The 12,787-nt window shown below is 74.2% G+C and carries 9 protein-coding genes; 3 read left to right on the top strand and 6 right to left on the bottom strand.

Going from position 1 to position 12,787, the window contains the following annotated elements; genetic code table 11:
* Nucleotides 1-79 precede the first annotated feature (79 nt).
* The gene (locus AFM16_RS24030; protein WP_078634573.1) at nt 80-1,009 is read left to right on the top strand and encodes an RNA polymerase sigma-70 factor; all 930 of its coding nucleotides are present in this window, start codon (nt 80-82) and stop codon (nt 1,007-1,009) included.
* Here AFM16_RS24030 and AFM16_RS24025 read toward each other — a convergent pair.
* Nucleotides 1,006-2,643, bottom strand: coding sequence for a cell division protein PerM (locus tag AFM16_RS24025; protein ID WP_078637074.1), 1,638 nt, complete (start codon nt 2,641-2,643; stop codon nt 1,006-1,008). The two genes, AFM16_RS24030 and AFM16_RS24025, sit on opposite strands and share 4 nt — an antisense overlap.
* A 113-nt stretch (nt 2,644-2,756) precedes the next feature.
* Here AFM16_RS24025 and AFM16_RS24020 point away from each other — a divergent pair, with 113 nt between their 5' ends.
* Nucleotides 2,757-3,875: a helix-turn-helix domain-containing protein gene (locus tag AFM16_RS24020; RefSeq protein WP_078634572.1), complete on the top strand. Its 1,119-nt coding sequence runs from the start codon at nt 2,757-2,759 to the stop codon at nt 3,873-3,875.
* 76 nt (nt 3,876-3,951) lie between these two features.
* Here AFM16_RS24020 and sucD read toward each other — a convergent pair whose 3' ends face one another.
* The 5 genes from sucD to AFM16_RS23995 all read right to left on the bottom strand — a co-directional run bounded on the left by sucD (nt 3,952) and on the right by AFM16_RS23995 (nt 11,462).
* A complete protein-coding gene (gene sucD, locus AFM16_RS24015) occupies nt 3,952-4,836 on the bottom strand; it encodes a succinate--CoA ligase subunit alpha (RefSeq protein WP_030788023.1) in 885 nt (294 codons plus the stop codon).
* A 21-nt stretch (nt 4,837-4,857) separates the two neighbouring features.
* Entirely contained in the window at nt 4,858-6,036 is a 1,179-nt protein-coding gene (gene sucC / locus AFM16_RS24010; protein ID WP_030788026.1) for an ADP-forming succinate--CoA ligase subunit beta, read from the bottom strand.
* 442 nt (nt 6,037-6,478) lie between these two features.
* The gene (locus tag AFM16_RS24005; protein ID WP_078634571.1) at nt 6,479-7,663 is read right to left on the bottom strand and encodes a VWA domain-containing protein; all 1,185 of its coding nucleotides are present in this window, start codon (nt 7,661-7,663) and stop codon (nt 6,479-6,481) included.
* On the bottom strand, nt 7,660-10,221 hold the full coding sequence (locus AFM16_RS24000) for a DUF5682 family protein (RefSeq protein WP_078637073.1): 2,562 nt from the start codon (nt 10,219-10,221) through the stop codon (nt 7,660-7,662). Before AFM16_RS24000 ends, AFM16_RS24005 begins: the two co-directional genes overlap by 4 nt.
* A gap of 110 nt (nt 10,222-10,331) precedes the next feature.
* Complete coding sequence (locus AFM16_RS23995; RefSeq protein WP_078637072.1) at nt 10,332-11,462, bottom strand: ATP-binding protein; 1,131 nt, start codon at nt 11,460-11,462, stop codon at nt 10,332-10,334.
* 145 nt (nt 11,463-11,607) lie between these two features.
* Between AFM16_RS23995 and AFM16_RS23990 the strand changes: the two genes are divergently transcribed.
* Nucleotides 11,608-12,756 carry an SWIM zinc finger family protein gene (locus tag AFM16_RS23990; protein WP_078634570.1) on the top strand — a complete coding sequence of 383 codons (1,149 nt, stop codon included), beginning with the start codon at nt 11,608-11,610 and terminating at the stop codon, nt 12,754-12,756.
* The last annotated feature ends 31 nt before the right edge of the window (nt 12,757-12,787 follow it).

Genomic DNA, 12,787 nt, shown 5'->3' with positions numbered 1-12,787 from the left:
GTCACAGACGGAGCCCGTATCTCGTCATCGTGTCGTACGGCGACATGAGCGGGCTTCGACCGGGGAGAGTGACGTCGGTATGACCAGGACCGAGGAGTTCGAGGAGCTGCGGCCCCTGCTGTTCTCCATCGCCTACCGGATCCTGGGCGGGGTGAGCGAGGCGGAGGACGCGGTCCAGGAGACCTGGCTGCGCTTCGAGGCGTCCACGACCGAACCCCGGTCGGTGAAGGCGTTCCTCTCGGCCACGGTGACCCGCCTCTCGATCGACGTGCTGCGCTCGGCCCGGGTCCGGCGGGAGAGCTATGTGGGGCCCTGGTTCCCCGAGCCGCTGCTCGACGACCCCTACGAGGACCCGGAGCGGGCGGCGGAACTCGCCGACTCCGTGTCGATGGCGGCCCTGCTCCTGCTGGAGCGGCTCAGCCCGCTGGAGCGGGCGGTGTTCGTCCTGCGCGAGGTGTTCGACTTCGGCTTTCCCGAGGTGGCGTCGGCGGTGGGGCGCTCGGAAGCGGCGTGCCGCCAGCTCGCGGTGCGGGCGCGGCGCCACATGGCCGCGGGCCGGCCCCGTTTCGAGGCCGACCGCAGGGAGCGGGAGGAACTGGCGTCGCGGTTCTTCGACGCCCTGCACGAGGGCGACGTCGCCGCGCTGCGGGACCTGCTCGCCGCCGACGTGACGCTGGTCGGCGACGGCGGCGGCAAGGCGCCGCAGCTCGCCCGGGCGATCCTGGGCGCCGACAACGTCGCCCGGCTGCTGGGCTCCGTCGTCGAGCGGCTGTCCCAGGCGGGGGTCACCTTCACCCCGCACGAGGTCAACGGCCAGCCGGGCGCCGTCTTCCACGACCGCGACGGCCAGGTGCTGCACACGTTCGCCCTGGACGTGCTGGACGGCCGGATCAATGCCGTCCGTATCGTGATCAACCCCGACAAGCTCGCCCACTTGGGCCCGGTGGCGGACGCCTGGGCGATCGACCGGGAGATCCGGGCGAGGCGGCGGGCGCGGGACCGGGGTTAGGGGGCGGCTTCGGGTTCTGGTGCCTGGGGGGCCGCGGCCTCGGGCTTCTTGTCCTCCGGCGCGCCCTCGTCCGGCTCCCCCGGCTCCCCCGCCTCGGCCGCTTCCCGGAGCACCGCCCAGCGGGCCTCGCGGGGTGCGTCGTCGTGCCATACGGGGCCGGTGGGCCGGTCGCCCGTCTCCACGAGGTCGTAGGGCTCGACGTCGTACGGCTCACCGCCGAAGTCGTCGCCGGGCGTCTTCGGCGCGGGCACATCGGTCCGTGAGGGCCGCTCCGTCCGCTCCGTCCGCTCCGTCCGCTCCGTCCGCTCCGTCGACTCGGTGCGCCCGGTTCGCCAGGAGAGGTCCGGCACCCACTTCCGCCCCCGCCTCCCCCGCACCCACAGCCCCACCGGCACCCCGGCCGCCACCACCCACAGCACCACCGCGCCCCCGACCTGCCAGCCCACCGGCCCGAACCGGGCCAGCGCCCCGACGCCCAGCGGCCCGCCGGCCCATGCCGCGAGCGTGCCGACCAGCGCTCCGCAGAACACCGCTGCGGCCACCACAACCCCCGTCGTCCGCCATCGGGACCAGCCGTCCTCGCCCTGGCCCAGCAGCGCCCCGGCCCGCGCCACGAAGACGCCCACCGTCACCCCGGCCAGCACCGGCACCACCGCGGCGGCCCAGTTCCACAGGCCGCCCGGCCCCGCCTCCGGTGCCGCCGCCAGCAGCGGGAACGGCGGCAGCAGCGGCGCCGGGTCCGACAGCAGCGGGTCCACGACATGCCCGGCGCCGAGCACGAACCCCGGCCCGAGGGCGTACGCCGCGCCCCACACGGCCGCGTTCGGCACCAGCGCCATACAGAGCAGCAGCACCGCGAACCGGCCCGACCATCCCTCGGTGAGCTGGAGGAACGCTCCCCGGGCCGCGTCCGCGTGCCGCACCGACGAGGCCGCCACCAGCAGCGCCCCGCCGCCGACCAGCGCGGCCGCGCCGGCCCCGGCCGCCCGTACCGCCGCCCCGACCCACTCGCCGAGCACATGACGCCGTACCCGGCGCGGCAGCAGCCGTACCACGGCGTCCCAGGGGCGGCCGCACGCCGTCCACACCCCGGCCCCGGCCGCCAGGACGGCGACCGCCGGCAGGCACAGGACCACCCAGGGCCACGACGGGCGCAGCGCGCCGCCGGACGCGTAGAGCGCCGCCGCCGTCGCCACGGCGAGATAGCCGGCGACCACGCCCGCCCACACCGGTCGCGCGCCGACCTCGGCAGGCGGTGCGCCGCCCGGCTCGTCCGGTTCGTTCTCGCCGCCGTCGATCGCGTCGCGCGCGGCCCGGTGCAGCAGCCAGACCGGCAGCACCATCAGCAGCAGCGGCGTGACCCCGACCGGCGCCGCCGCCCCTGACAGGGTGTCGGCCCGCACCAGCTCCGCGCCGTGCGCGAGGAGCCACAGGGCGGCGGCGACATGGAGCGCGCCGCCCGGTCCGCTGTCCGGGTACGGCGAGCTGATCCACAGGACCATCACCAGCACGGCGAACGAGGCCAGTCCGAGCCCCGCCGCCAGCACGCCTCCCAGGACGCCGGCGCCCAGTCCGGGGGACCGGTCGCGGAACCGGGCGAGCAGGGGCGACAACGACGGCCGGCGGGCGCTCATCAGGATCACGACGGCATGGTCCCAACGACACGCGCTTTTCCCTTGTAACGGGCGAAGCTCCGTCGTGTCACTCAATATACGTTTATGTACTTTTTCGTACGGAGGGGCTTTCGGTGACCCAGCGTCCTGACATCCCGCTTCCGCCGCCCAAGGAGCGCCGACGTCTGCGCGAGGCAGGCGCCCTGACGCAGGCTCAGGTGGCCGCGCAGGTGGGCGTCGCCCGGGAGACGGTCCGTGCGTGGGAGTCGGGCCGCACCACTCCGCACGGACGGAAGGGGGAGGCGTACGCGCGGCTCCTGGAGTCCCTGACCACCCCGTCGGCGGAGCCGTACGAGGAACCCGCGGCCCCCCGGACGGCGGCGGGCCGTACGGGGAGACACCGGCAGCCGTCGCCGTCGGCGATCGCCACCGCCGAAGCACCGCAGCCCTCGGACGGCCTGACCCCCGCTCAGGCCTTCGACGCCCTGTACGCCTTCTGCGCCCCCGCGCTCGTCCGCCAGACCTATCTGCTCTCCGGCCGCCGCGAACTCGCCCGCGAGTCGGTCGAGCGGGCCTTCCAGACCGCCTGGCAGCGCTGGCCGGAGGTGGCCGTCGACCCCGACCCGGCGAGCTGGGTGCGGGCGACGGCGTACGAGTACGCGCTCTCCCCCTGGCACCGGTTCCGCCCCCGCTACCGGCACCCCGAACCCCCGCCGGCCGACGCCGCCGACCGCGCCCTGCTCGACGTACTCCTGACGCTCCCGCCGTCGTACCGCCGCACCCTGCTGCTCCACGACGGGGTGGGGCTCGGGCTGCCGGAGACCGCGGCGGAGACGGAGGCGAGCACGCCCGCCACGGCGAACCGGCTGCTGCACGCCCGCCAGGCCGTCGCCGCCCGGCTCCCCGGGCTCGCCGACCCGGCCGCGCTGCACCAGCGGCTGGCCGAGGTGGCGTCCGCCGAGCGGCTGCGCGCCCCCAGGCCGCCGACCGTGCGCCTGGGCAGCGAGCGCCGGGCGCGCTTCTGGACCCGCGCGGCGATCGCCTTCACGGTCACGATCATCGGCGCCACCGCGCTCACCGTGCGCACGGCCCCCACCCGGTACGAGCCGCCGGTGCCGCCCGGCGAGACGGTCCAGGGCATCCCGCCGCGGGTCGCCCCCGGCACCCTGTCCGACAAGGAGCTCAAGCTGCGCAAGAAGCTGCGCTCGGGGACGGCGCACGGGCCGCAGCGGCTGCTCCCGGAGAGCCGCTAGCCGAGCGCAGGGCGGACACGCCGACGGGCCCGGTCCCCCTGAGGGGAGCGGGCCCGTCGGTGTGCGGTCGGGCGGGTCAGCCGGCGAGGATCTCGCGGGCCAGCTTCGCCGTCTCGGTCGGCGTCTTGCCGACCTTCACGCCGGCGGCCTCGAGGGCCTCCTTCTTCGCGGCGGCCGTGCCGGAGGAGCCGGAGACGATGGCGCCGGCGTGGCCCATGGTCTTGCCCTCGGGCGCGGTGAAGCCCGCGACATAGCCGACGACCGGCTTGGTCACGTTCTCCTTGATGAACGCCGCGGCCCGCTCCTCGGCGTCGCCGCCGATCTCACCGATCATCACGATCAGGTCGGTGTCGGGGTCGGCCTCGAACGCGGCGAGCGCGTCGATGTGCGTGGTGCCGATGACCGGGTCGCCACCGATGCCGACGGCGGACGAGAAGCCGATGTCCCGCAGCTCGTACATCATCTGGTACGTCAGCGTGCCGGACTTCGAGACCAGGCCGATACGGCCCGGCTTGGTGATGTCGCCCGGGATGATGCCGGCGTTCGACTGGCCGGGGGTGATCAGACCCGGGCAGTTCGGGCCGATGATCCGGGTCTTGCCACCCTGCGAGACGGCGTACGCGTAGAACGCGGCCGAGTCGTGGACGGCGATGCCCTCGGTGATGACGACCGCGAGGGGGATCTCCGCGTCGATCGCCTCGACCACGGCGGCCTTGGCGAAGGCCGGCGGCACGAAGAGCACGGACACGTTGGCGCCCGTCTTCTCCATCGCCTCGGCGACCGTGCCGAAGACCGGGATCTCGGTGCCGTCGAAGTCGACGGACGTGCCCGCCTTGCGGGGGTTCACGCCACCGACGATGTTCGTGCCGTCGGCCAGCATGAGCTTGGTGTGCTTCATGCCCGTGGCACCGGTCATGCCCTGGACGATGACCTTGCTGTCCTTGTTGAGGAAGATAGCCATGGCTGTCTGAGTCCCTCTTCCTTACTTCGCAGCCGCGAGCTCGGCGGCCTTGTCGGCCGCGCCGTCCATGGTGTCCACGCGCTGCACGAGCGGGTGGTTGGCGTCGGAGAGGATCTTGCGACCCAGCTCGGCGTTGTTGCCGTCCAGCCGGACGACCAGCGGCTTGGTGACTTCCTCGCCCCGGTCCGCCAGGAGCTGGAGCGCCTGGACGATGCCGTTGGCGACCTCGTCACAGGCGGTGATGCCACCGAAGACGTTGACGAAGACGGACTTGACGTCCGGGTCGCCCAGGATGATCTCCAGGCCGTTCGCCATGACGGCGGCGGAGGCGCCGCCACCGATGTCGAGGAAGTTGGCGGGCTTGACGCCACCGTGCGCCTCACCGGCGTACGCGACGACGTCCAGGGTGCTCATGACGAGACCCGCGCCGTTGCCGATGATGCCGACCTCGCCGTCGAGCTTGACGTAGTTGAGGTTCTTGGCCTTGGCGGCGGCCTCGAGCGGGTTGGCCGACTCCTTGTCCTGGAGGGCCTCGTGCTCCGGCTGGCGGAACTCGGCGTTCTCGTCCAGGGACACCTTGCCGTCCAGGGCGATGACGTCACCGGAGGCGACCTTGGCCAGCGGGTTGACCTCGACGAGGAGCGCGTCCTCGGCGATGAAGGTCTTCCACAGGGTGACCAGGACGTTCGCCACCTTGTCGGCGACCTCGGCCGGGAAGTTCGCGGCCTCGACGATCTCGCGCGCCTTCTCGGGGGTCACACCCTCGTTGGCGTCGATCGGCGTCTTGGCGACGGCCTCCGGACGGGTGGCCGCCACCTCCTCGATCTCCATGCCGCCCTCGACGGACGCGATGGAGAGGAAGGTGCGGTTGGCACGGTCCAGGAGGAAGGAGACGTAGTACTCCTCCAGGATCTCCGGGGCCGTCTCGGCGATCATCACCTTGTGGACCGTGTGGCCCTTGATGTCCATGCCGAGGATGTCCGTCGCCCGGGCGACGGCCTCGTCCGGGGTGGCGGCGAGCTTCACGCCGCCGGCCTTGCCGCGGCCGCCGACCTTCACCTGGGCCTTGACGACGGACTTGCCACCGAGGCGCTCGGTGGCTGCGCGGGCCGCCTCAGGCGTGTCGATGACTTCACCGGCCAGCACCGGTACATCGTGCTTGGCGAAGAGGTCCCTCGCCTGGTACTCGAACAGGTCCACGCGCTTCCGTCCCTATCAGTGATCTCGCGGTTCGTTGGATGCGTGGGCGTGCCGCGATGGGCAACGTGACGTCCGCTTGGGTCACAGGGGGAGCGCACACGGTGTCCGGGCACGCGGCATGTCCGTCTCGCAGGTTATCTCCGCTTGCTGGAACCCCCTAAATCGAGGGTCACACCTGAGCGGTGATACCTGTCACATGATGTCGCGCTCACTGGCACGGGGTGCCGCGCGGGCGGGGTCTCACCGGACTGGGGCCGGCCCGGTGAGACCCCCTGAGCAGCCCCTTAGGGGCCAGATCGACGCAGAGTGAGGGATTCCCACCCCAATGGGCATCTCTCACCCCACTCCATGAGGTTCCGGCCGGACAAACCGATGACTTTCGGCCGTCCGGGGCCTTTCCGCTCATGAACGCGTCTGCTCGCCCTTACCCGCCGTAGACATGTCACTCCGGGGCCGGCACGGGCAGCGGGCGTCTCTCCAGGGCCGCCGCCATCACCTCCGGGAACTCCTCGGGCGTGCAGGCGAACGCCGGGACGTCCAGTGCCGCGAGCGCGGCCGCGTGCTCCCGGTCGTAGGCGGGCGCCCCCTCGTCGGACAGGGCGAGGAGCGCCACGAACTGCACGCCCGCCGCCTTCATCGCCGCGACCCGCTTCAGCATCTCGCCGCGGATGCCGCCCTCGTACAGATCGCTGATCAGGACCACCACCGTGTCCGCCGGACGGGTGAGGGCCGCCTGGCAGTGGGCGAGCGCCCGGTTGATGTCCGTGCCGCCGCCGAGCCGGGTGCCGAAGAGGACGTCGACGGGGTCGGCCAGGTGCTCGGTGAGGTCGGCGACCGCGGTGTCGAACACCAGGAAGCGGGTGCTCACCGACCGCATCGACGCCAGCACCGCCCCGAACACCGACGCGTACACCACCGACGCCGCCATCGACCCCGACTGGTCGACGCAGAGGACGACCTCCTTGCGCACGGCCCGCGACGCCCGCCCGTACCCGACGAGCCGCTCCGGCACGACGGTGCCGTACTCGGGCAGGTGGTGCTTGAGGTTGGCGGCGATCGTGCGGTTCCAGTCGATGTCGCGGTGGCGGGGGCGGGCGATGCGCGCGGCGCGGTCGAGGGCGCCGGTGAGGGTGGCCCGGGTGCGGGCGGAGAGACGCCGCTCCAGGTCCTCCACGACCGTGCGGACGACGGTGCGTGCCGTCTCCTTCGTGGTGTCCGGCATCGCCTTGGCGAGGGAGAGCAGAGTGCCGACGAGATGCACGTCCGGTTCGACCGCGGCGAGTGTCTCCGGCTCCAGGAGCAGCGCGGACAGCCCCAGCCGCTCGATGGCGTCGCGCTGCATGACCTGGACGACGGAGGAGGGGAAGTAGGTGCGGATGTCGCCGAGCCAGCGCGCCACGGAGGGAGCGGAGGCGCCCAGGCCGGCCGTACGGTCGCCGCCACGTCCCGCGCGGGGCTTGCCGCCGGTGTCCTCGTAGAGGGCGGCGAGCGTGCCGTCCATGGCCGCGTCCCGTCCGGACAGGCGGTGTCCGGTGCCGTCGGCCGCGTCGCCGCCCAGGATCAGGCGCCAGCGGCGCAGGCGCTCGTGCGCGGTGTCCTGCGGTGTCGAGGGTCCACTCGCCGTCATGTCGTCGCCACCTCCGCCGGTCCGGCGTTCCCGCCCGGTCCCCGTTCGTCGTCCCGTCCCAGCAGCAGCCGCACCACCGGCAGCACGGCGTCCGCGCGCTCCCCGTCGAGCCCGTCCGCGAACCCGAACGCGCCGGGACCGGCCCCGATCGCGCCCGCCCGCTCCCCCGGCCCCCGCCGGACCAGTTCACCGAGGGTTCTGCGCACCCCTTCCTCGTACGCCGAGAACGTGCGCCGCAGCAGCGGCAGCACATCGGTGAACGCCTCCGCCGGTACGCCGGTGAGCCAGCCGTCGACCAGGGCGAGGAGCCGTTCGTCGTGCACCAGCAGCAGTCCGCCCCCGGCCCCGCCGACGAACCCCTCGATCCACGCGGCCGCGTCCCCCGGCGGGGTCCCGGGCGACAGGGCGAGCCCCATGAGCCGCGCCGCCTCCACGGGGTCCAGGTCGCCGTCGTCCAGCGACAGCCGCACGGCCCGGCCCCGGATCAGCCCCGGCACCCGGTCCCGCCCTGCCAGCAACCGCAACACGGCCCGCCACCTTGCGCGCAGCCCAGCAGCGTCACGGACCGCCCTGCCGACCACGTCACGGGCCGCGTCCCCGCCGCCGACGGCGCTCCCGTCCGCCGCGGCCCCTCCCTCACCACCGCGCGGCACACGGGCTCCCCCATCAGCCCCGCCACCAGCTCCCTCGGGGCCCTCGTCGGGGTTCCCGTCCACCTCCGTCTCCTCCAACAACCCCACCGCCCCGTGCACGGCGTCCACGTGCTGGCGCATCTCCTCCGCCGCCTCGCCGTCAAGGGCGGCGCAGGCCGGGGGCAGGCCGACGAAGATGCGTTCGGCGAGGCCCGCGGCGACCTCCGTCAGCGCGCGCGTGTCGGTGCCGCGCACATCGCCGTAGCGCAGGGAGCGGACCAGGGCGGGCAGGGCCTGGGCGAGGTGGCCGACGTCCGTGTCGAGGGCCGCGCGGTCGGCGAGGACCCGCATCACGGCGGGCAGGGCCCGGGACAGTCCGGCCAGCAGACAGTGCTCGGCGAGGGCGGTCACCTCGGCGAGGCCCCGCGCGGCCACCGCGTCCTCCTCCGCCTTGGTGTTCGCCGCGGCCCGTACGGTCGTCCCCCACACCCCGGCCTCGGCGACCCGCACCGACAGCTCGGGCTCCCAGCGCAGCCGCCAGGTCTCCCGGAACGTCCCCGTGCCGCTCCGCGAGACCACCGGCTCGCCCCATCCGACGCCCAGGAGCCGCAGCCGGTGCAGCAGCCTGCCGCGCGCGGCGTCGGTCTCCTTGCGCAGATCGAGCTCCAGCTCGCGCTCGGCGGCCTCGGGACGGAGCCGCAGCTGGCGCTGGAGCCGGTCCAGGTCGCGCTGCAAGGGCACCGCCGGGGCACCGGCCGGCACCTCCCCCAGCACGTCACCGACCACGAGCCGGTCGTGCACGAGCGCCGCCGGGACGTCCGAGCCGTCGCACAGCACCGCCCGCACGGCGTCGGCCGTCTCGCTCAGACCGGGCAGCGGCCTGCCGCGCAGCGCGGCGAGCGTCTCCGCGAGCCGGACCGCCTCGATGACATGGGCCGGGGAGACGATCCGGTCCTCCTCGCGCAGCAGCCCCGCCACCTTGGTCAGCCAGCGCTCGACCGGCCGGTCCGGCGCGTCGAACAGATGCGCGTACCAGCCCGGCGCGTCGATGCCCGCCCCGTATCCCCCGGCGCGGGCCAGCCTGCGGTGGGTCCAGGGCACCCAGGTCAGCTCGGCCCTGACCTTCGGCAGCCCCTTGAGCAGCGCCCGGTCCGCGGCGACGGGGGCCCGCCGCCGCAGGGCGGGCACATGCCACGCCCCGCAGACCACGGCCACCCCGTCGTCCCCGAACTCCTTGCGGGCCGCCCGCACCTGGAGACGCATGTACGCCTCCCGCACCCGGTCGCGGGGGTCTTCCCCGCCTCCCCCCACTCCCCCGTCGCCGTCCGCAGCCTCGCGGAGCGCCTCCATGGCCTCCTCCAGGGCGGTGAACGGCGCGAACGGATTCCCGGGGCCCGCCGTGCGGTGCTCGACCACGTCCTCCCACCAGCGCTCGGCGTCGTCGTACCCGGCGATCCCGGCGAGCGTGCCCAGCGGATCGGCGCGCAGGCCGACGGTGTGAGGTGAGGCGGTGTCAGGCGTGACGGCAGCCGGTTCTTCTCCCACGTCCTCCTCTCCCTGCCAGGCCAGGGTGTGCGTGGCCGGCAGGTCGATGAAGCGGGCCGGTACGCCGTGCTCCAGGGCCCAGCGCAGGGCGACCCACTCGGGGGAGAACCCGGCCATCGGCCAGAACGCGGAGCGGCCCGGTTCGTCGACCGCGTGGGCGAGCAGGGCGACCGGCGGCCGCATGTCCGGGTCGGCGGCCAGCGGGATCAGCGCGTCGGCCTCGGGCGGCCCCTCGATCAGCACGACCCGGGGCCGGGCGGCGTCGAGCGCCGCCCGGACCGCCCGCGCCGACCCCGGCCCGTGGTGCCGCACCCCGAACAGGGCCGGCCAGCGTGTGTCGTCGTCCCGCCGGTCGACGCCGGCACTCCGAACCCCCGTCATGCGTCCCCCGTCCTTCACCTTCTCCGGTTCCTTCGCCTTCTCCGGCCTCTTCGCCCGCACTGCCTCTGTGTGTGCCGTTCCGCCCGCCGCCGCGCCCGCGCGGGCGTCGGTCATCCGCTCACCTCCCGGCAGGCCCGGTAGAAGTCGCTCCAGCCGTCGCGCTCGCGGACGACCGCCTCCAGGTACTCCCGCCAGACCACCCGGTCGGCCGCCGGGTCGCGGACGACCGCGCCGAGGATCCCCGCGGCCACATCACCGGCCCGCAGCACGCCGTCGCCGAAGTGGGCGGCCAGCGCGAGGCCGCCGGTGACGACGGAGATGGCCTCGGCGGTGGACAGGGTGCCGCTGGGCGACTTCACCTTCGTCCGCCCGTCGGAGGTGATCCCGTCGCGCAGTTCACGGAAGACCGTGACCACGCGGCGGATCTCGGTGATGCCGTCCGGCACGGCCGGCAGATCCAGCGAGCGGCCGATCTGGTCGACCCGGCGGGCCACGATGTCCACCTCGGCCTCGACGCTCTCCGGCAGCGGCAGCACCACCGTGTTGAAGCGCCGGCGCAGGGCGCTGGACAGTTCGTTGACCCCCCGGTCCCGGTCGTTCGCGGTGGCGACGAGGTTGAAGCCGCGCACCGCCTGCACCTCCTGCCCCAACTCCGGTATGGGCAGCGTCTTCTCCGACAGGACGGTGATGAGGGCGTCCTGGACGTCCGCCGGGATCCGGGTCAGCTCCTCGACGCGGACGGTCCTGCCCTCCGCCATGGCCCGCATGACCGGGCTGGGCACCATGGCCGCTCTGCTCGGGCCCTGGGCCAGCAACTGGGCGTAGTTCCAGCCGTAGCGGATGGCCTCCTCCGGGGTGCCCGCGGTGCCCTGCACCAGCAGGGTCGAGTCGCCGCTGACCGCGGCGGCCAGGTGCTCGGAGACCCAGGTCTTGGCGGTGCCGGGCACCCCGAGCAGCAGCAGGGCGCGGTCCGTGGCGAGGGTGCTGACGGCGACCTCGACCAGCCGGCGCGAGCCGACGTACTTCGGGGTGATCACCGTGCCGTCCGGCAGGGTGCCGCCGAGCAGGTAGGTGGCGACGCCCCACGGGGACAGCTTCCAGCGAGGCGGGCGCGGACGGTCGTCCTGCGCGGCGAGCGCGGTGAGTTCGGCGGCGAAGGCGTGCTCGGCATGCGGTCGCAACGCCTGCGCCGGCTGCTGCTGAGCGGGTTTCAGGAACGACGGGTCTACGGACACGGACATGGCGGAGGTCCCCTCCAGCTCGGCCGGTTCGGATCTGGTGTCCACCGTGCACCACGCCACTGACAATGCGATCCGACCTGCGGAAACGTCCTGGCGGAGGCAGCGTCCGGACCGATTGTCAGTGGGAGGACCTACCGTCGAGGACATGACTCAGCAGGAGGTGCGCCGGTCGGCGGACCAGGTGCTGTCCCTGGCCCCTGACTCCGTGTCACGCAAAGCGGGAAGCAAACTCGGCGTGCCCGGGCGGTGGTTCGATGCGGGCTGTTCGCGGGAGGGCGTGGTGTGGGGCGGTGGTTCACCGGAGGAAGGTGCCAAGGGCCCGGTGGGGGAAGGCGGTTCGGGGCTCGCCGATCCGGAGGCGGCGCGCCGCAGGGCGGAGCGGCGCGCCGAGCGGATCACTGCGGGGGCGGCGGAGCTGGAGCAGCGCCTCGCCGATCTGCTGCGGTCGGGTCTGGCCACGGCCGAGCGGTCGGGGTACGGGCTCTGGGAGGAGACGGCCGCCCGGATGGTCGACGCCCAGGCGCCCGGACTCGCCTCACGGGTGCGGGAGTTGGACTCTGTCGTCGCGTCCGGCCCCGACTGGCCGACTCGGCTGCTCGAGGAGTGCGCGCTGCTCCATCTCCTGAGCCGGGGCTGGCAGCACCGCGAGCGGCTGCCGGGACCCCTGGCGGCCACCGTCCGCACCCGCGTCGGCCTCCCGTCGGCACCGGCCGGCCCGCCGGTGCGCGACCACTGGCTGGTTCTCGCCCAGTACGACCTGACGGACCCGAGACTGACGACCCGTCGCATCTGGCTGTACGGCATCGGGTCGGGGCGTACGGCCCTCGTGCTGTCCTACGGCCCGGCGGGCCGGGCGCCGGACCTCGCACTGCCGGTCGGTCTGGCGCTGGACGCCGAGCTGTCCGCCCACGCGGGTTCCGGCCGGCTGCGGGCGACGCTGGGCGAGCGGTTCGCCGCGCCCGCACCGGCCACGGTCCGCCCGCCGGGGGTGACGACGGCCGGGGCGACCGTCCGGTACGGCGAGGCGCTGCGCGACGACCCGTGGCGGGAGTCGATCCCGGTGACGCTGGACGACGTCGTGCCGGTGCCGGACGGCGACGGCTGGCAGGTGGCCGACGCCTCCGGTGACACGGCTCTGCCGCTCGTCCAGGGCCCGGCGGGCCGCTCCGGTCTGTGGCGTCTGGTCGCCCTGTCGGGCGGCGGGCCGGTCACGGTCTTCGGCGAGTCCGGCCACCGCGGCTTCACCCCGCTGACGGCGTGGGCGCCCGGCTCGGGAGAGGCGGTTCGACTGTGACGGGTCCGACTGTGACGGGACCGACTGCGAC

Origin of the sequence: Streptomyces antibioticus (assembly GCF_002019855.1) — a bacterium.
GTDB lineage: Bacteria > Actinomycetota > Actinomycetes > Streptomycetales > Streptomycetaceae > Streptomyces > Streptomyces antibioticus_B.
Note: the sequence above shows the minus strand (reverse complement) of the source record. Positions and strands in the feature narration are given on the sequence as shown.